Origin of the sequence: Nitratireductor sp. GISD-1A_MAKvit, assembly GCF_040819555.1 — a bacterium.
Classification (GTDB): Bacteria; Pseudomonadota; Alphaproteobacteria; order Rhizobiales; family Rhizobiaceae; genus Nitratireductor.
Window position 1 is genome coordinate 2819959 of record NZ_CP161920.1, and the last position, 19037, is coordinate 2838995.

The following is a 19037-nucleotide window of genomic DNA, read 5'->3' on the forward strand; positions in this document are numbered from 1 at the left end:
ATCTACTCCAGATTCTGAACCTGCTCGCGGAACTGATCCACGACAGCCTTTAGCTCCAGCCCTATAGCCGTAACCGTCGACGCGTTGGATTTCGAGCAAAGCGTATTGGATTCGCGATTGAATTCCTGTCCCAGAAAATCGAGCTTTCGACCTATCGGACCGCCTTCGGCAATCAGTGCGCGTGCGGCTGCAATATGCGCTCGCAGGCGGTCGAGCTCTTCCTGGATATCCGCCTTGCCCGCAAGAATGGCAGCCTCCGCATGGAGCCTGTCCTGATCGAACCCTGCCTGGGTCTCCAGAAGGCGCGACACCTGTTCGCCAAGACGCGCGCGGATGTTTTCCGGCCGGCGCGATGGATCGGAACCGGCTCTTTCCGTCAGCTTTTCGATGGTCGACAGCTGTTCAAGCAGGACGGCCTCCAGTGCGGCACCTTCGCGGTGGCGGCTCATCCCCAGCCCGTCAATGCCTTCGTCGAATGCAGCCAGTATCTCCGCATCGAGCGAGGCACGCACGTTCTCGTCGGCGACGGGATCTGCGTAGTCGAGCACGCCCCGCAGGGCGAGCAGACCATCGGCACGCGCAGGGGCTGCTCCGAACTCTTCGTGCATGCGCTGTGCCAGCGCGGCGATCTCGTTCAGGAAGGGTTCGTTGACGACTGGCTGGCGCAGGGAACCGTTCGGCGCGAAGGTTAGCGACGCCTGGACATTTCCGCGCGCAAACCGTTTCTGCACCTTCTTGCGCGCCGCCTGCTCGATGCGCTCAAATCCCGGCGGCAGGCGAAAGCGAACCTCAAGGCTGCGCCCGTTGACGGACTTTAACTCCCACGCGATGCTGCCTGCTTCATGCTCGCGTGAAGAGCGGGCAAAGCCCGTCATGCTCTGGAGCCTGCTCATGCGTTCCTCTTCCCCCAGTTCATCGCCACGCATGAGCCCCCCGGCTCAGTTGGAGCCTTCCGTCTGCGCTTTTTCTTCAGCAGCCCGACGCTCCCGTTCGATCTTGCGCCAGCGAGCGACATTCTCATTGTGCTCCTTGAGCGTCTTGGCAAAAACATGCCCACCCGTGCCATCTGCGACGAAATAAAGCTCATCCGTCTGGGAGGGGTTGGCAACGGCCTCAAGTGCCGCCCGGCCGGGATTGGCGATCGGTGTCGGGGGGAGTCCGTCGATATGATAGGTGTTGTAGGGTGTCTTCTTGTCGATGTCGGAGCGGTAGATCGGACGATCCGAAGGCTTCCCCTGCCCGCCGAACAAGCCATAGATGATCGTGGGATCGGACTGGAGGCGCATGCCCTTGCGCAGGCGGTTGATGAAGACCGCAGCCACCCGTGAGCGCTCATCGGCAATGCCTGTTTCCTTCTCGACGATGGAAGCAAGGGTCACGAATTCGTTCTTGTCCTTGATCGGAAGGTCTTCATTGCGCCGCGCCCAGATACTGTCGACCAGCTCTTCCTGGTCCCTGAGCAGTTTTTCGACCACGGCGGCACGGGCCATGCCACGTGTGAAACGAAGCGTATCCGCAGCAAGGCTACCTTCAGGTGGCATTTCTTCGGGCATTTCTCCCGAAAGCTCTTCCGTCTCCCGAATGCGTTCAAATACCTGATAGACCGTCTGCCCCTCGGGAATGGTCAGCGAGTAAAGAACGCTCTTGCCGCTTTTCAGGAGTTCCATGATTTCATGCATGGAGGCGCCAGCGTCTATGGCGTATTCGCCGGCCTTGAGTTCGGAATCCGCACCATAGGCACGCACGCCGAGCGAGAAGATGCGCGCGTCGCTGATCAACCCTTCGCGCTCCAGAAGGCTGGCGATCTGACGAACACCGGTGTTTGGCTTGATCATGACCGTCTCAGCCGTATCCGCGGGGCCTGGCTGATGGAATTCGCGCTTGCCGAAATAGAACGCAATTCCTGCAAGGATCACGAGGAAGACCACTGAGGAGAACAGGAAGTTCAAGAAGACGACAAACTGGCTTCGTGCCCTCTTCGAACGCCGCGGAGGCGGAGTGCCGGCCTCAGGCCTCAAAGTCCTGCTCGAGGATTTGAAGCCACGACCAGGGCCTTCGCCGTCCTGCCGACCGAAGCCGGAATTCTCATCGGTATTTCCTGTCATGCCTCTTGGACCGCTCCCATCCGGAACGGCAGCAAACTGGACCGTTCCGTACTAAAATGTGTTCACGCTCTCGGCGTTCAGACAAGTCCGAAAAGATAGCGCTTTCGGAGCCTGCAGGCTGCCATTTCGATTCGTGTCCATCAGACTGAATTGCGAAAATGGCAAAACTGCAAGCCCGTTATGGGAAAGCTTCAGGCGTCATAACGCTTGAAAACGAGTGACGCGTTGGTGCCGCCGAAGCCGAATGAGTTCGACAGTGCCACATCAATCTGCCGTTCCCGAGGCTTGTTCGGCACCAGATCGATCGCCGTTTCCGCCTGTGGATTGTCGAGATTGATGGTTGGCGGCGCAATGTTGTCACGGATGGCCAGCACCGAGAAGATCGCTTCCGCAGCGCCGGCGGCGCCGAGAAGATGACCGATCGACGATTTGGTGGACGACATGGAGACCTTGTCCGCAGCATCGCCCATCAGCCGCTCCACGGCTCCAAGCTCGATCGTATCCGCCATGGTCGATGTGCCGTGGGCATTGATGTAATCCACATCGGAGGGGGAAAGACCCGCACGCTTAAGCGCTGCCTTCATGCAGCGATAGGCACCATCACCATCTTCGGCCGGAGCCGTGATGTGGTATGCGTCGCCCGTGAGGCCGTAGCCGACCACTTCCGCATAGATCTTCGCGCCGCGTGCCTTTGCATGTTCCAGCTCTTCCAGCACGACAACACCGGCGCCCTCGCCCATGACAAATCCGTCGCGGTCGCGATCATAGGGCCGGGAAGCCTTTTCGGGCGTGTCGTTGAAACCGGTCGAAAGCGCCTTGCAGGCGGAAAAACCGGCTATGGAAAGGCGGGTGATCGGCGCCTCCGCGCCGCCAGCAAGCATCACATCGGCATCGCCCAGCATGATAAGACGGGCTGCATCACCGATAGCGTGCGCTCCTGTCGAACAGGCAGTCACCACGGCATGGTTTGGTCCCTTCAGCCCGTGCCGTATCGACACCTGGCCTGAGACCAGATTGATGATGTTGCCGGGAATGAAGAAGGGGCTGATGCGGCGCGGGCCGCGCTCAGCGAGCGTCAAGGCGTTTTCAGCAATGCCTTCGATACCACCGATACCCGAACCGATGAGTGCGCCCGTGGCGCATTTCTCGTCTTCGGTCTCCGGTTTCCAGCCAGAGTCCTCGAGTGCCTGGTCTGCCGCGGCAATGCCATAGGTGATGAACTCACCGATCTTGCGCTGTTCGCGGGGTTCCAGGAAAGCGTCGGGGTCAAAAGCCCCTTCGCCTTCACGCGGTATGGAATTGGCGATCTTGCAGGCCAGATCATCCACCTCGAACCGGTCGATGCGGCTGGCTGCACTCTTGCCCGAAAGCAGGCTCTTCCACCCGTGTTCAACCCCGAGGCCGAACGGAGAAAGAAGCCCCATTCCTGTGACGACAACGCGTCTCATATGCTGATATCCGCCTTGACTACGTTCGTAGTGACCACGCCGAATGGCGTCAGGCGGTCGCCTTGTCGATGTACTTCACTGCATCGCCGACCGTGAGGATGGTCTCTGCTGCATCGTCGGGAATTTCAACACCGAACTCTTCCTCGAATGCCATGACCAGCTCGACGGTATCGAGGCTGTCTGCGCCAAGATCATCGATGAAGCTTGCGCCTTCGGTTACCTTGTCGCCTTCGACGCCCAGATGTTCGACAACGATTTTCTTAACGCGTTCTGCAGTATCGCTCATGAGAGAACCCTCGACTTTCTGAATTTCCGATCTTCGTTAGCCGCACGATTGCCGCTAATCAAGCTAAATGACAACTAGAGCGCTGACAGGGTCAGCACCTAGTCTGGTGTGATCCGACGTGGGCGCACGGCTTTCGTGCGGCTCGCGGAATGGCTTTTGGCGGGCGCATATCATGATTTTATCGCGCGCGCCAAGCGTTATTCACCCCCATCCACGTGGAAGGTCCCGACAGCGCCGGTTTCGCTATCGCAATTCCACAACACTGAAAGCACGGTCACGAGACGCCTTCTGTTCAGGGATGGTGAGCACATGGTTGGGAGCAGGCCCGGATAAAGACCCGGTCAGATCATGGCCATGCCACCGTTCACATGCAGGGTCTGGCCGGTAACATAGGATGCCTCGCTGGAGGCGAGATAGGCCACTGCGGAAGCGATCTCGCCACCATTGCCCATGCGCTTCATCGGAATGGCTCCCATGATCGCATCACGCTGCTTTTCGTTGAGTTTGTCGGTCATGGCCGATTCGATGAAGCCTGGAGCAACACAGTTCACGGTGATCGACCGGCTGGCGATTTCCTGGGCGAGCGACTTGGAGAAGCCGATCAGGCCAGCCTTGGAGGCGCAATAATTCGCCTGTCCGGGATTTCCGGTCACACCAACGACGGACGTGATGTTGATGATACGGCCGAATCGGCGACGCATCATCGGGTGCGTCAACTCACGCGTGAGCCTGAAGACGGAGCCCAGATTGATTTCCAGAACCTGATCCCAGTCATCATCGCTCATGCGAACGAAGAGGCCGTCACGGGTGATGCCGGCGTTGTTGACGAGGATATCGACCCCCTCAAGTTCCGATTCCGCTTTTTCAGCCAACTGCTTGACCTCACTACGATCGGAAAGGTTTGCCGGAAAGAGTTTGACACGATCACCGAGATCGGCGGCCAGTGTTTCCAGCTTTTCCACCCGCGTGCCATGCAGGCCAACCATGGCTCCCTGAGCGTGCAGAGTGCGGGCAATGGCCTCGCCAATTCCCCCGGTCGCTCCCGTCACCAGTGCCTTGCGGCCGCTCAGATCAAACATGGGCTTGTCCTTCTCAATCAACTGAAATTCCTGCTCACGGCCCGCAAGGCTCAACCGAGCGTTGCCATGGCCGTTTCGATGTCTGCCGGTGTGTTGACCGGGATTGCGGCGATATCGCGATTGATGCGGCGTGCAAGCCCCGACAGGACCTTCCCCGATCCAATTTCATAAAGCGTTTCCACACCGTTCTCGCCAAACCATCCAACGGTTTCGCGCCAGCGCACACGACCTGTGACCTGCTCGACAAGCCGCTCGGCAATCTCTGCGGGATCCCGAAGCGGCGTGACGGTCACATTGGCCAGGACGGGAACGGCGGGGGCATTTTTCTTCACTTCCGCCAGGGCTTCACGCATTGCGTCTGCCGCCGGCTGCATGAGCGCAGAATGAAACGGTGCGGAAACCGGCAGCATGATCGCCCGCTTGGCGCCTTTATCCGATGCGAGCTTCGCAGCCGCCTCGACGGCAGCTTTTGCGCCCGAAATCACCAGTTGTCCGCCACCATTGTCGTTCGCGATCTGGCAAACGCCTTCATCGCCAACCGCCTCGCACACGGCTTCGACATCCTCGGCTTCAAGGCCGATGATTGCCGCCATCGCGCCTTCGCCCACCGGAACGGCTGCCTGCATGGCGTTGCCGCGGATGCGCAACAGCCGCGCCGTGTCGGCCAGGGAGAATGTCCCGGCTGCGCACAGGGCCGAATACTCTCCCAGTGAATGGCCGGCGACGTAAGAGACCTTGTCGTTGAGCGAAAGACCGCCCTTTTCCATCACCCGCATTGCAGCAATGGAAACGGCCATCAAAGCCGGCTGTGCATTGGCGGTGAGGGTCAGTTCGTCTTCCGGTCCCTCCCACATGATCTGGGAAAGCTTCTGGTCGAGCGCGTCATCAACTTCATGAAAAACGTCTCTTGCTTCGGGAAATGCGTCGGCAAGCTCGCGTCCCATGCCGACAGCCTGACTTCCCTGCCCTGGAAAGGTGAAAGCGATGCCCATCGCCAAATCTCCGGTATTCAACATTATCGGGCGCATCTGGTGACGCAACGCAACGGGAACGTCAAGTTTTTTGGCTTTTTTGCGCCGTTTCCGGTCTGAACATGAAAAATCCACAATCGGGTCGAGATGTGGCAATGTTCCGCCCCGATTCCGGTGGCACACGAAGGGTTATACGCACATGTCTCTTTCTACATCAGACGCTCAACGGCAATCCACCGCCTCGCAGCGCGGCCTGAATCTGGCGCAGATCGTGGGGGTGGTCTCCGTGACACTCTTCACGACCACCGAAATTGCAGCAGCATCAGCGGCGGGTGTCTGGGGACTTTCAGGTCTGCTTCATCTTGGAACCACGGGTGAGATCGTGCTGTCGGGGATCATCGGCCTGCCCGCCATCTATGGGGTGTGCCGCTGCGCGCAGCTTGCTTTCGAAGCGGAGACGGATCCACAGAATCAATAAGCGTCAGCGCTCCACCGGAGCGGGGTACGGGTGTCAGTAAATGTCAGCGCGGTTAGGCGTGTGCTGGCATCGGAACGGATGAAGGCCTATATCTTCGCGGGCCGTCATTCTCCAGACACCACGGACCCGATTTCATGGCGATTGCCCTTTCTGTAAAAAACATTTCCAAGACGTATGAAGGCGGCGTGACCGCCTTGAATTCTGTCGACCTCGACATCAACCGCGGCGAGATTCTTGCTCTGCTTGGCCCCAATGGTGCCGGCAAGACGACGCTGATCTCCATCATTTGCGGATTGGTGAAACCCTCCACCGGAACCGTCAGCGTGGAGGGCAACGACATTGTTCAAGACTATCGCCAGGCGCGCCAGCTCATCGGCCTGGTGCCCCAGGAACTCCATACGGAAACCTTCGAGACGGTCTGGGCGACCGTCAGCTACAGTCGTGGTCTCTTCGGCAGGAAGCCGGCCCCCCGCGCTTGTGGAGCAGATCCTGCGCGATCTTTCTCTCTACGACAAGAAAGACAGCCAGATCATGACGCTATCGGGCGGCATGAAGCGGCGCGTGATGATTGCCAAGGCACTGGCGCACGAACCACGAATCCTGTTCCTGGATGAACCGACGGCCGGAGTGGACGTTGAACTGAGGAAAGACATGTGGCGGCTTGTCAAGCGGCTGCGGGACACCGGCGTCACGATCATTCTGACCACGCACTACATTGAAGAGGCTGAGGAGATCGCCGACCGGGTGGGCGTTATCAACCGGGGACGGCTGCTTCTGGTGGAGGAAAAGGCCGAGCTGATGCGCAAACTGGGGCAGAAACAACTCACGATCGACCTGCAAAAGCCGCTGAAAACGCTACCGAAGCAGCTTTCGGAATACGACCTGGAGCTTGCCGACGACGGTGAGCGGGTCATCTATCATTACGACACACAGGCACAACGAACGGGCATTGCCTCGCTGCTGTCGGCACTCAGTGAAGCCGGGGTAACCGTTCGGGACCTCGACACCGAACAGCGCTCGCTTGAAGACATTTTCGTGAGCCTCGTGGTGGAGGAAAACAAGTGAACTTCGAAGCCGTCAAATCCATTTATCTCTTTGAAATGGCGCGTATGAAGCGCACGCTCCTGCAAAGCGTGATCTCGCCCGTGCTTTCAACGTCGCTTTATTTCATCGTCTTCGGTGCTGCCATAGGCTCACGTATCGAGGAAATCGACGGCGTTCAGTATGGCGCATTCATTGTTCCCGGGCTGATGATGCTGACGCTGTTGCAGAACTCCATCTCCAACGCCTCGTTCGGCATCTATTTCCCCAAATTCATCGGGACCATCTATGAGGTCCTTTCAGCCCCGATCTCGTTCTTCGAAATCGTGCTGGGCTATGTCGGGGCCGCGGCGACGAAATCGATCATCCTCGGTCTCATCATTCTGGCGACCGCACATCTGTTCGTCCCCATCGAAATAAGGCACCCGTTCTGGATGCTCTTCTTTCTCGTGATGACGGCCGTGACGTTCAGCCTTTTCGGCTTCATCATCGGGATATGGGCCGATAATTTCGAAAAGCTTCAGCTGATACCGCTTCTGGTGGTCACGCCACTGGTCTTTCTCGGAGGATCCTTCTACTCCATCAACATGCTGCCCGAATTCTGGCAGAAAGTGACGCTGGCCAATCCGGTCCTCTACCTGATCAGCGGTTTCCGCTGGAGTTTCTACGAGACTTCGGACGTGGGGATCGGCACGAGCATCGGCATGATCACCTTCTTTCTTGCCCTGTGCCTTTGTGCCATCTGGTGGATTTTCAGAACCGGCTACAAACTCAAGACGTGAACCGACCTTGCTTCTGCGGAAAAACCCTGTATAAGCGCGCGGTCTGCCGGTCTCAGCTGGGGGCTGAACGGAGGGCCGTATGCTTCCCTTTTGGATAAGCGTGCGTTGTGAAGACAGGTTCTTCCGCCTCCCGTGTCTCCGCTCTCGACCGTCCAACGCGCTTTTCTTCGGCCCTTCGGGGACAAGACAAGTCGCAGAGGCTTAGCCGCTGGGTCGGTGGATGGAAACGAAGAAAGGCAAGACAATGGCACTTTACGAACACGTGTTCCTTGCCCGGCAGGATCTCTCGCAGCAGCAGATCGATGCTCTTGTTGAACAGTACAAGGGTGTGATCGAAGCTGGTGGCGGCACCGTCGGCCGGGTCGAAAACTGGGGACAGAAGTCCCTCGCCTACCGGATCAAGAAGAACCGCAAGGCATATTTCACGCTCATGGACATCGACGCTCCGGCTGAAGCCGTGAAGGAAGTCGAGCGCCAGATGGGTCTGTCGGAAGACATCCTGCGCTTCATGACGATTCGCGTTGATGCGCATGAGGAAGGCCCTTCCGCGATGATGCAGCGCCGCGACGACCGTGGTCCGCGCCGTGACGACCGTGGCCCGCGTGGTCCGCGCCGTGACGATCGTGGCCCGCGCCGCGACCATGACCGCGACAGCAACAAGGAAGGCTCCGAATAATGGTCGACATCAATCAGATCCCGACGCGGCGTCCTTTCCACCGTCGCCGCAAGACCTGCCCGTTCTCCGGCGCCAACGCACCGAAGATCGACTACAAGGACGTAAAACTCCTGCAGCGCTACATTTCCGAGCGCGGCAAGATCGTTCCCTCCCGCATCACGGCGGTCAGCCAGAAGAAGCAGCGTGAGCTGGCAAAGGCCATCAAGCGCGCCCGCTTCCTGGGCCTTCTTCCCTACGTGGTGAAGTAAGACATTTCGGCGCGGGCGGCTTTCCGCCCGCCCCCTCCCCGCGGCGGGCGCGGATGAGGTTTCTGCAAATCCCGAGTTGGGGCAACGGCCCCTAACTGCCACCTTGGGCAGGACAGCGACCTGCATGCCGCACGGCGGCATTTCCGTTTCTGACCTGCCTTGATGAAATTCCGGCGCTTCGCGCCGATGACAAAGGACAGAAACGATGGACGTCATCCTGCTTGAACGTATCGCCAAGCTCGGCCAGATGGGCGATGAGGTGAAGGTGAAAGACGGCTACGCACGCAATTTCCTGCTGCCCAAGGGCAAGGCACTGCGCGCCAACGAGGCCAACCGCAAGAAGTTCGAGAGCCAGCGCGTCGAGCTTGAGGCCCGCAACCTGGAACAGAAGAAGGAAGCCGAGGCTATCGCAGAGAAGCTCGACGGCAAGTCCTTCGTCGTCGTTCGTTCGGCCGCCGAAACCGGCCAGCTCTACGGTTCGGTTGCCACCCGCGACATCGTCGAGATCCTGGCCGAGGAAGGCTTCAAGATCGGCCGCAACCAGGTTGAGCTCAACCAGCCCATCAAGACCATCGGTCTGATCAACGTGGCCATTGCGCTGCATGCCGAAGTCGAGGTCACCGTCACGCTCAACGTCGCCCGTTCGAGCGACGAGGCCCGAACGCCAGGCGCGTGGTGAGACACTTGATTCCGCCGAAGCCATCTACGGCGAAGACATCAACGACAGCGCTCGCCCGGACGAGTTCTTCGATCCGGAAGCGGAGTTTGAAGACGAGGATGGCGCTGCCGAAGAAGCCAATGAAGAAGAAAGCGACGAAAACGCGTAATCCGCGCGTTTTCCGTCAAAAGCCGGGCGTCATCGCCCGGCCAGACTGCTGACAAACCTCCCGGCGGCACGAAATCACTCAAGATTCACGGAACGTCTCGGATTCACATCGCGAACAAAACGGAATCAAAACCCCTCGATTCCGACTTCTGCCAAAAATCGAGGGGTTTGTAATCAATCTGAGCCGGGCGTCATCGCCCGGCTTTTTTTGTCCTGGCCGGCACTGGATCCGAGCACGCGCTCCCTTTTTCAGCCGGTTGGCGAAAAGGTCGTTTGGCCCGAATTCGTCCCTCTACCCATGTCATGAAGCGGCAGGAGCGGGCATCTGGACGAATGCCTGCAGACCCGCTGCCCCTTTTCAACGGGCGTATATTTGTTTCATACTCGCATTCTCCCGTGCGTTTCTGGGGGTATTGCGATGAACTGGTTGCTTGAAAAATTCGTTTCTCGCCTTGTCCGCAAAGGGAAACTTCTGATCACCGATGCGGCCGGAACACGGCATGAATTCGGCGATGGAAGCGGCGAACCCGTCCATGTTGTCATTCACACGGCGGCTGCAGAACGCGCCATCATGCTGGATCCGACACTGGCCGTTCCCGAGCGCTACATGGACGGCGAGCTTGACATCGTGGAAGGCGATTTACTGCGCTTCCTCCATCTTGCCTATTCCAACATGGACCAATCGGGGCCGTCTCTGTTTTCGGCCAGGCTTCTTGAGGTTTTGAGGAACTCCCTCCGCCGCCTTCAGCAATTGAACACGGCCGCTCGGGCCAAGCGCAACGTCCATCGACACTACGATCTATCAGAGGAGCTTTACCGGCTCTTTCTGGACGAGGACATGCAGTATTCCTGCGCCTATTTCGAAACGCCGGAGGCCTCGCTCGAGGAGGGCCCCAACGAGCCAAGAAACGCCATATCATGGCCAAGCTGGCGCTGGAGCGTGGACATAAAGTGCTCGACATCGGCTGCGGATGGGGCGGGCTGGGGCTCGATATCGCACGCGGTTTCGATGCCGACGTGCTAGGGGTCACGCTCTCGGAAGAGCAACACCGGGTGGCCAGTGAGCGCGCCCGCGAGCAGCAACTTTCCGACAGGGCCCGTTTCGAGGTTGTAGACTACCGCTCACTCAAGGGGCCTTTTGACCGCATCGTCTCGGTCGGCATGTTTGAGCATGTAGGGCTCAACCACTATCGCAGGTTTTTCGATCAAAGCGCCCGGCTGCTCGCTGAAGACGGTGTGATGCTGCTGCACACGATCGGGCGTTCGGCCCCGCCTGCCGCCACCAATGCATTCATCCGCAAGTACATATTCCCGGGCGGCTACATTCCCGCCTTGTCGGAGGTGATGCCGGCAATAGAGAGATCGGGGCTGATCGTTACAGATGTCGAGATCCTGCGCCTGCACTACGCCGAAACCCTGAAGCACTGGCAGGAGCGCTTTCAGAAAAACCGCGCCAAGGCAGTGGAGATATATGACGAGCGTTTCGCGCGGATGTGGGAATTCTACCTGGCTGGATCTGAAGCTTCATTCCGGTGGCAGGAAATGGTGGTGTTCCAGATTCAGCTCACCAAAAAGCGAGAAACCCTGCCGATGACCCGGTCCTATATCGCCGAAACCGAGAAACGGCTGACGGGTTCGGTAGGGAAAAATTCCAGAAAATTCGCACAGGCTGCTGAGTAGCCCCGATAGGTCATACGTGGCATTACGAACACGATGTCAAGCGAATCGTTTAAACTGCAGGCAATTTTCGAGACGCTGTGCATTTTGATCCGTGGATAGTGGGATTACCTGACCTGGCGGTCAATTCACCCCTTACCCTGAGTGCATCAACCGTCTACGAGAGTGATGGGGTGCCGGGCGTCGCGATTGCAGTTCGTCCGGCCGCGCGTGGTGAAATCATACCGGAACAGATGCAAATGGCAGAGGCGGCAGTCCGCAAGCTAGAGACGGCGGAGACCCAGCTTTATCGGGAAGCGCCCAACAACATCGAGGCCGAGCAGGCGCTGCTTGGCGCGATACTGGTGAACAATGACGCTCTTTATCGCGTCTCGGACTTCCTTAAGCCGGTTCATTTCTATGAGCCGCTTCACCGCAAGATCTTTGAGGTTGCCGGCGAGCTCATCCGCATGGGCAAGACGGCCAACCCGGTCACGATCAAGACCTTTCTGCCGGCCGAGGAAAAGGTCGGCGAGCTGACCGTGGCGCAATATCTGGCGCGTCTGGCGGCTGAAGCGGTCACCATCATCAACGCCGCCGACTACGGGCGTGCGATCTATGACCTGGCGATTCGCCGCGCGCTGATCACGGTTGGCGAAGACATGGTCAACATCGCCTATGATGCGCCGGTGGACATGGCACCCAACAAGCAGATCGAGGACGCGGAGCGGCGTCTTTTCGAACTGGCCGAAACCGGACGCTATGATGGTGGGTTCGAGAGTTTTGGCGACGCGACCAAGATCGCCGTCGACATGGCCAATGCCGCCTTCATGCGTGACGGACATCTTTCGGGCATCTCGACGGGTCTGCGCGACCTCGATGGACGCATGGGCGGGCTTCAGCCTTCCGATCTGATCATCCTTGCCGGCCGTCCGGCCATGGGCAAGACCTCTCTTGTCACCAACATTGCCTTCAACATCGCAGCGGCCTACGAGCCAGCCCAACAGGCAGACGGATCCTTTGCCGCAGCCAATGGCGGTGTGGTTGGCTTTTTCTCTCTCGAGATGTCGTCAGAGCAGCTCGCCACCCGTATCATTTCCGAGCAGACGGAGATCCCCTCCTCCAAGATTCGTCGCGGTGAAATCACGGAGAGCGATTTCGAAAAGCTTGTGGCCTGCGCTCAGACGATGCAGAAGATCCCGCTCTTCATCGATCAGACAGGTGGCATCTCCATCGCCCAGCTCGCGGCCCGTGCAAGGCGTCTCAAACGCCAGCGTGGCCTCGACGTCATCATCATCGACTATGTTCAGCTCATGCAGGGTTCGTCGGCGAAATCTGCACAAAACCGCGTGCAGGAGATCACCGAGATCACCACCGGCCTCAAGGCACTGGCCAAGGAGCTTTCTGTGCCTATCATCGCGCTTTCGCAGCTTTCGCGTCAGGTAGAAGCGCGCGACGACAAGCGCCCACAACTTGCGGATCTGCGTGAATCCGGGTCGATCGAGCAGGACGCCGACGTCGTTCTGTTCGTGTACCGTGACGAGTATTATCTGAAAAACAAGGAGCCCAAGCCCGGCACTGAAGAATACATGCAGTGGGAAGCTGAGATGAACGAGGTGCGCGGCAAGGCAGAAGTCATCATCGCCAAGCAGCGCCACGGCCCCACCGGCACGGTGCAGCTTGCCTTCCAGGGCGAATTCACCCGCTTCTCGGACCTTGCCGAAGAGGACCGCATGCCCGAGCGTTTTGAGTAATGATGCGATGAGCCAGAACGATCCGCATCTGCGCGGTGCCGACCCTCGTGTCGCCGGTGGGCGGCTAACGGTCGACCTCGATGCCCTCGCAGCCAACTACAGATATCTTGCCGAACAATCGACGCCGGCCGAGGCCGCTGCCGTGGTGAAGGCGGATGCCTATGGGCTGGGCACCGGCCCCGTGGTCGAGGCACTGGTTGACGAAGGCTGTCGCAAATTCTTCGTTGCGCTACCCGAGGAAGGACTTGCCGTTCGCAGGGCTGCCCCTGAAGCCGAAATTTATGTCTTCAATGGTCTTTTCAGTCCAGAAGCGGCCTCCTTCTACCGCGAGGGGAGGCTCCTGCCGGTTTTGAACTCGCAGTCTGATCTTGCCATATGGGAGGCCCATGGCTGGGACGATGCTGACATGCCCCGCCCCTGTGCCCTTCATGTGGAAACCGGCATGAACCGGCTCGGGCTGACACCCGAACGAGTGCGCATCCTCGCACAGGAGAATGCGCTGACCGGTGCGCTTACGCCACGGCTTATCCTGAGCCATCTGGCGTGCGCCGACACGCCGGACCACCCGATGAACCGGCAACAACTGGAAGAATTTCAGGCACTTCGCGCTCTTTTTCCAGATGCAGATTCAAGTCTGGCAAACTCCGCGGGCATCTTTCTCGGCGGCGCGTTCTTGTGCGACGTCACCCGTCCGGGCGTGGCGCTTTATGGCAGCAATCCCGTCAATGGAACTCACAACCCGATGCGCCCCGTCGCTTCCGTACAGACGCGCGTCGCGCAATTGCGGCACGTGCCGGCAGGCGGAACGGTCAGCTATGGCGCCACCGTATTGAACCGGGACACGGTCGTTGCCGTGGCGGCCACCGGATATGCGGACGGCTACCATCGTTCGGGCTCCGGCGCCGGAGTGCCGCTGCGCGAGACGGTTCCTGAGGGTGCCTGCGGTTTTGTCGATGGTAAACGTGTGCCTGTGCTCGGTCGCGTAACCATGGATCTCACGCTTTTCGATGTGACCGACCTTGGCCCCGACGCCCTGCAGGTGGGCGACTTCATCGAACTCATGGGTCCAGACCTGCCGGTGGACGACCTGGCCATTGCGTGCGGCACCATTTCCTATGAACTTTTGACCTCGCTCGGACACCGCTTCGAGAGGCATTATGTACGTGGGGGAGCGCGTATCTGATGGCTCGTGCGCGCGTTCAGTTCATCTGTCAGAATTGCGGGACGGTGCATGCGCGCTGGGCCGGCAAGTGTGACGGCTGCGGTGCATGGAACACACTGGTTGAGGAAGGCACGTCAAGCGGCATTGGCTCAGGCCCGCAGGCCGCTTCCCGCAAGGCACGCAAGGGCCGCGCGGTGGCTCTCACGACACTCTCCGGCGACATTGAAGACGCACCGCGCATCACCACCGGCATCGGCGAACTCGACCGGGTGACGGGTGGCGGTTTCGTGCGTGGCTCGGCGCTGCTCGTCGGTGGCGATCCGGGCATCGGCAAATCCACCCTGCTCACTCAGGCCGCCGCTGCCCTTGCTGCACGCGGTCATCGCATCGTTTATGTCTCGGGCGAGGAGGCGGTCGCTCAGATCCGCCTGCGTGCCCAGCGCCTTGACGTCGCTCAACAGCCGGTGGAGCTGGCCGCCGAAACCAATGTGGAAGACATTCTGGCGACCATCGAGGATGGCAAACGGCCGGACCTGGTCATTCTGGATTCCATCCAGACGCTGTGGACAGATCTGGCCGATTCCGCGCCTGGGACCGTAACGCAGGTGCGAGCCTCCGCTCAGGCGATGATCCGCTATGCCAAATCGACCGGTGCCGCCGTGGTTCTGGTGGGACACGTGACCAAGGAAGGCCAGATCGCCGGCCCCCGGGTGGTGGAGCACATGGTCGACGGGGTTCTCTATTTCGAAGGTGAAGGCGGGCATCACTACCGTATTCTGCGTACGGTGAAGAACCGCTTTGGCCCGACCGATGAAATCGGTGTCTTCGAGATGGGTGACAAGGGCCTGCGTGAGGTTTCCAATCCGTCCGAGCTGTTTCTGGGCGAGCGTAGCGCAGCGGCTCCCGGAGCCGCCGTCTTTGCCGGAATGGAGGGAACAAGGCCGGTTCTTGTGGAAATCCAGGCCCTTGTCGCCCCCTCACCTCTCGGCACACCGCGCCGCGCCGTGGTCGGCTGGGATTCTGCCAGACTTTCCATGGTCTTGGCGGTTCTTGAGGCGCATTGTGGCGTGCGTTTTGCAACCCATGACGTGTATCTCAACGTGGCCGGCGGCTATCGTATTTCCGAGCCTGCAGCAGATCTGGCGGTCGCGGCAGCACTGGTCTCATCCCTTACCGGGCTTGCCCTGCCAGCCGATTGCGTTTATTTCGGCGAAATCAGCCTTTCGGGCGCTGTCAGACCCGTTGCTCATGCAGCGAGTCGTCTCAAGGAAGCCGAGAAGCTCGGTTTTGCCCAGGCGGTCATGCCGCCAGGCAACGAGGACGGCTCGGGTGCGATTGCATCGCGATCAGCCAGACCCGAGGCGCTGGCCGAACTGGTTGCCCGCATAGCGGGAGCCAAGGCGGCCCTGAATGATATGGATTGGCGGCCCTGTGCCCGAAAGACGTTACAATGCCCCTGCGGGGACCAAAAGGTTGACCATATGCGGGCATCCCAATTGCCAGAGGAGTAGGGGTGACAATGCCAATCACGTTGCTTGACGGAATCCTTGTCGGCTTCACGCTCGTTTCGGCCATGCTGGCCATGGTGCGCGGCTTTTCCCGCGAGGTTCTGTCGATTGCTTCATGGGCAGCGGCTGCTGTGGCTGCCTATTATTTCCACCCCCTGGTTCTGCCTTATGTTACGCCGTATATAAGCAATGAGATGCTTGCACTTGCCGTCGCTGCAGCGGTGGTGTTTCTCATTGCGCTGGTGGTGGTGACGATCATCACGATGAAGATCGCCGATTTCATCATCGATTCACGCATCGGTGCGCTGGATCGAACACTCGGCTTTCTCTACGGCGCTGCAAGGGGTATTCTGGTTGTGGCCGTGGCGCTTCTGTTTCTCAACTGGCTGATGGGTTCCAATCCGCCGAGCTGGGTCGCAGAAGCCAAATCCCGTCCGCTTCTCGACGGTGTCGGCCACTGGATACAGAGCATGCTTCCGGATGATCCGGACAACTCGGTGTTCGATCGCCTGTCCAATGGCGTCTCAGGCGATGGTGAAACCGCTAACTGACGGTTTGGGCCGTCTGTGTCACAATGAAAGGGCGGCCAGAAATGGCGACGGAAGATAATTTGCCTCTCGCGGGCGAATCGGATGACCATTTTCATGATGAATGCGGCGTGTTCGGCATTTTCGGGCGCAGCGATGCTGCTGCGATCGTGACACTTGGCCTGCATGCCCTGCAGCATCGCGGACAGGAAGCGGCAGGCATCGTTTCTTTCGACGGCACCCAGTTCCATGTGGAACGCCATATCGGCTTGATCGGGGACCGCTTTACAAAACAGGCAGTGCTGGACCGACTGGATGGTAGCCGAGCCATCGGACACACGCGATATGCCACCACCGGCGGCTCGGGCCCTGCGCAACGTGCAGCCTTTCTTTGCCGAATTATCGGATGGCGGGCTTGCGATTGCCCACAATGGCAACATCACCAATGCCATGACGGTGCAGCGCAGGCTTCAGAAAGAAGGCGCGATCTTCTCATCCACCTCCGATACCGAGACCGTGTTGCACCTTGTTGCCACCAGCAAAGGGCGGGACACCAATTCCCGCTTTATCGATGCGGTACAGCAGATCGAAGGGGCATTCTCCATCGTCGCCCTGACGTCCAAGAAGATGATTGGCTGCCGCGATCCCCTTGGTATCCGCCCTCTCGTGCTCGGCGACCTCGATGGTGCCTATATTCTGGCCTCCGAGACCTGTGCGCTCGACATAATCGGCGCGCGTTTCGTGCGTGATCTCAAGCCAGGCGAGATGGTGGTCGTCACCGAAAAAGGGATCGAAAGCTTCTTTCCTTTTGAAAACGAGGAGAAGCCGCGGTTCTGCATATTCGAATATGTGTATTTCGCCCGACCGGATTCCATCGTCGAGGGGCGCAATGTGTACGAAGTCCGCAAGGAGATCGGCGCGGAACTCGCCCGCGAAATGCCGATCGAGGCGGATATCGTGGTTCCCGTTCCCGATTCTGGAACACCTGCTGCCATCGGTTACGCGCAGGCGGCCAACCTGCCCTTTGAACTGGGCATTATCCGCAATCACTATGTCGGGCGCACCTTCATCCAGCCGACCGATTCCATCCGACACATGGGTGTGAAGCTGAAACACAACGCCAACCGGCGCTGCATCGAGGGAAAACGGGTGGTTCTGGTCGACGATTCCATCGTTCGCGGCACGACCAGCCAGAAGATCGTTCAGATGGTGCGGGATGCGGGTGCGGCCGAAGTGCACATGCGCATCGCGTCTCCACCGACGCGCTCGCCCTGCTTTTATGGTGTCGACACGCCCGAAGCCGCCAAACTGCTCGCTTCGCGCATGTCGATTGAAGAGATGGCAGACTTCATCCGTGTCGATTCGCTGGCGTTTCTGACGATTGACGGGCTTTACCGCGCAGTCGGCGAAGCGGCCCGCAACATGGACCAGCCGCAATATTGTGATGCCTGTTTCACACGGGACTATCCGACGCGGTTGACCGATCATGACAGCACCGACAATGTGCGCTCGCTTTCCCTTCTTGCAGCAGGCGGACAATGACAGACATCAAACCAGACTTGAACGGCCGGTTGGCTCTGGTCACCGGCGCATCACGCGGCATCGGCTATTTTTTGGCAAAGGAACTTGCAGCCTGTGGCGCTCATGTGATCGCCGTGGCGCGCACCGTGGGCGGTCTTGAGGAACTCGATGATGAAATCAAGGCGGCCGGTGGCGAAGCCACTCTGGTTCCGCTTGACCTTACCGACATGGCCGGCATCGACCGGATCGGCGGAGCCATTCACGAGCGTTGGGGCAAACTCGACATCATGATCGCCAATGCTGGCGTGCTTGGCGTCATAGCGCCGCTTGGCCATGTCGAGGCAAAGGTGTTCGAGAAGGTCATGAACATCAATGTCACCGCGACCTGGAGGCTCATCCGGACGGTGGACCCGCTGCTCAGGGCTTCGGATGCGGGCAGAGCGATCATCATGTCTTCTGGTGCAGCGCATTCGGCCCGTGCCTTCTGGGGTCCCTACGCGGCTTCCAAGGCGGCGGTGGAAGCGCTGACCCGCTCCTGGGCAGACGAGACCAAGAACATGCCGCTGCGTGTGAACGCGGTGAACCCGGGGGCGACCCGTACTGCGATGCGTGCTCAGGCCATGCCGGGTGAGGATCCGGAGACATTGCCGCATCCTTCCGAGGTTGCAGCCCGAATTCTTCCGCTTGCAAGCCCCGAACTGAAGGAAACGGGACAGATCTTCGACGTGAAGAAGAACCGCTTCACCCATTATCGCCTGCCCGAGTGAGGTGGGAACCGAGGGCTTTTTCCTTCGGAGATCGAGATTGACCTGCCAGCCGCTTTCGTTACTTTTCACCGCGGCAGCGGACGCAGACGCCGCACCAACGAGGGGCCCGTAACGAGCTGCCGGTAAAAACGGCCTGCCAGTCGGAGCATAGATCAAATTTCCGGTGCTCTCGCCAATCGTTCGGAGCCCGGCACCTGGGAGA

General features: G+C 59.4%; 15 protein-coding genes and 4 pseudogenes. 13 read left to right on the forward strand and 6 right to left on the reverse strand.

Going from position 1 to position 19037, the window contains the following annotated elements; translation table 11 throughout:
- Nucleotides 1-2 precede the first annotated feature (2 nt).
- From AB2N04_RS14885 to fabD, 6 genes are all read right to left on the reverse strand, one after another.
- Nucleotides 3-893, reverse strand: a complete 891-nt coding sequence (locus AB2N04_RS14885) for a YicC/YloC family endoribonuclease (protein ID WP_367718824.1) — start codon at nt 891-893, stop codon at nt 3-5.
- A gap of 45 nt (nt 894-938) precedes the next feature.
- A complete protein-coding gene (gene mltG, locus AB2N04_RS14890; RefSeq protein ID WP_367715189.1) occupies nt 939-2105 on the reverse strand; it encodes an endolytic transglycosylase MltG in 1167 nt (388 codons plus the stop codon).
- 191 nt (nt 2106-2296) lie between these two features.
- The gene (fabF, locus tag AB2N04_RS14895; protein ID WP_367715191.1) at nt 2297-3553 is read right to left on the reverse strand and encodes a beta-ketoacyl-ACP synthase II; all 1257 of its coding nucleotides are present in this window, start codon (nt 3551-3553) and stop codon (nt 2297-2299) included.
- Between the two features lie 49 nt (nt 3554-3602).
- On the reverse strand, nt 3603-3839 hold the full coding sequence (locus AB2N04_RS14900) for an acyl carrier protein (RefSeq protein ID WP_007007691.1): 237 nt from the start codon (nt 3837-3839) through the stop codon (nt 3603-3605).
- A gap of 341 nt (nt 3840-4180) precedes the next feature.
- Nucleotides 4181-4918, reverse strand: a complete 738-nt coding sequence (gene fabG, locus AB2N04_RS14905; protein ID WP_367715193.1) for a 3-oxoacyl-[acyl-carrier-protein] reductase — start codon at nt 4916-4918, stop codon at nt 4181-4183.
- Nucleotides 4919-4968: 50 nt separating this feature from the next.
- Complete coding sequence (gene fabD, locus AB2N04_RS14910; protein ID WP_367715195.1) at nt 4969-5910, reverse strand: ACP S-malonyltransferase; 942 nt, start codon at nt 5908-5910, stop codon at nt 4969-4971.
- A 178-nt stretch (nt 5911-6088) separates the two neighbouring features.
- On the opposite strand from fabD, the gene AB2N04_RS14915 reads away from it, so the two are divergent.
- The 13 genes and pseudogenes from AB2N04_RS14915 to AB2N04_RS14975 all read left to right on the forward strand — a co-directional run bounded on the left by AB2N04_RS14915 (nt 6089) and on the right by AB2N04_RS14975 (nt 18835).
- Complete coding sequence (locus tag AB2N04_RS14915) at nt 6089-6367, forward strand: hypothetical protein (protein WP_367715197.1); 279 nt, start codon at nt 6089-6091, stop codon at nt 6365-6367.
- A gap of 134 nt (nt 6368-6501) precedes the next feature.
- Nucleotides 6502-7432 (forward strand): annotated as a pseudogene (locus AB2N04_RS14920) (ABC transporter ATP-binding protein).
- On the forward strand, nt 7429-8190 hold the full coding sequence (locus AB2N04_RS14925; protein WP_367715199.1) for an ABC transporter permease: 762 nt from the start codon (nt 7429-7431) through the stop codon (nt 8188-8190). Before AB2N04_RS14920 ends, AB2N04_RS14925 begins: the two are co-directional and overlap by 4 nt.
- Nucleotides 8191-8434: 244 nt before the next feature.
- Complete coding sequence (gene rpsF, locus AB2N04_RS14930) at nt 8435-8866, forward strand: 30S ribosomal protein S6 (RefSeq protein WP_367718825.1); 432 nt, start codon at nt 8435-8437, stop codon at nt 8864-8866.
- The gene (gene rpsR / locus AB2N04_RS14935; RefSeq protein ID WP_002963610.1) at nt 8866-9114 is read left to right on the forward strand and encodes a 30S ribosomal protein S18; all 249 of its coding nucleotides are present in this window, start codon (nt 8866-8868) and stop codon (nt 9112-9114) included. The genes rpsF and rpsR overlap by 1 nt, the downstream gene beginning before the upstream one ends.
- Nucleotides 9115-9319: 205 nt before the next feature.
- Nucleotides 9320-9941, forward strand: a pseudogene (gene rplI / locus AB2N04_RS14940) (50S ribosomal protein L9).
- Nucleotides 9942-10358: 417 nt separating this feature from the next.
- Nucleotides 10359-11620 (forward strand): annotated as a pseudogene (locus tag AB2N04_RS14945) (class I SAM-dependent methyltransferase).
- 236 nt (nt 11621-11856) lie between these two features.
- Nucleotides 11857-13350 carry a replicative DNA helicase gene (locus AB2N04_RS14950; RefSeq protein ID WP_367715216.1) on the forward strand — a complete coding sequence of 498 codons (1494 nt, stop codon included), beginning with the start codon at nt 11857-11859 and terminating at the stop codon, nt 13348-13350.
- 7 nt (nt 13351-13357) lie between these two features.
- Nucleotides 13358-14533 (forward strand): alanine racemase, encoded by a 1176-nt coding sequence (gene alr, locus AB2N04_RS14955; RefSeq protein WP_367715218.1) that lies wholly within the window; start codon nt 13358-13360, stop codon nt 14531-14533.
- The gene (gene radA / locus AB2N04_RS14960; protein ID WP_367715220.1) at nt 14533-16023 is read left to right on the forward strand and encodes a DNA repair protein RadA; all 1491 of its coding nucleotides are present in this window, start codon (nt 14533-14535) and stop codon (nt 16021-16023) included. The genes alr and radA overlap by 1 nt, the downstream gene beginning before the upstream one ends.
- An 8-nt stretch (nt 16024-16031) precedes the next feature.
- The gene (locus AB2N04_RS14965) at nt 16032-16571 is read left to right on the forward strand and encodes a CvpA family protein (protein WP_367715222.1); all 540 of its coding nucleotides are present in this window, start codon (nt 16032-16034) and stop codon (nt 16569-16571) included.
- A 41-nt stretch (nt 16572-16612) separates the two neighbouring features.
- A pseudogene (gene purF / locus AB2N04_RS14970) lies at nt 16613-18089 on the forward strand (amidophosphoribosyltransferase).
- Nucleotides 18086-18835 (forward strand): SDR family NAD(P)-dependent oxidoreductase, encoded by a 750-nt coding sequence (locus tag AB2N04_RS14975; protein WP_367715224.1) that lies wholly within the window; start codon nt 18086-18088, stop codon nt 18833-18835. The pseudogene purF and the gene AB2N04_RS14975 overlap by 4 nt, the downstream one beginning before the upstream one ends.
- The last annotated feature ends 202 nt before the right edge of the window (nt 18836-19037 follow it).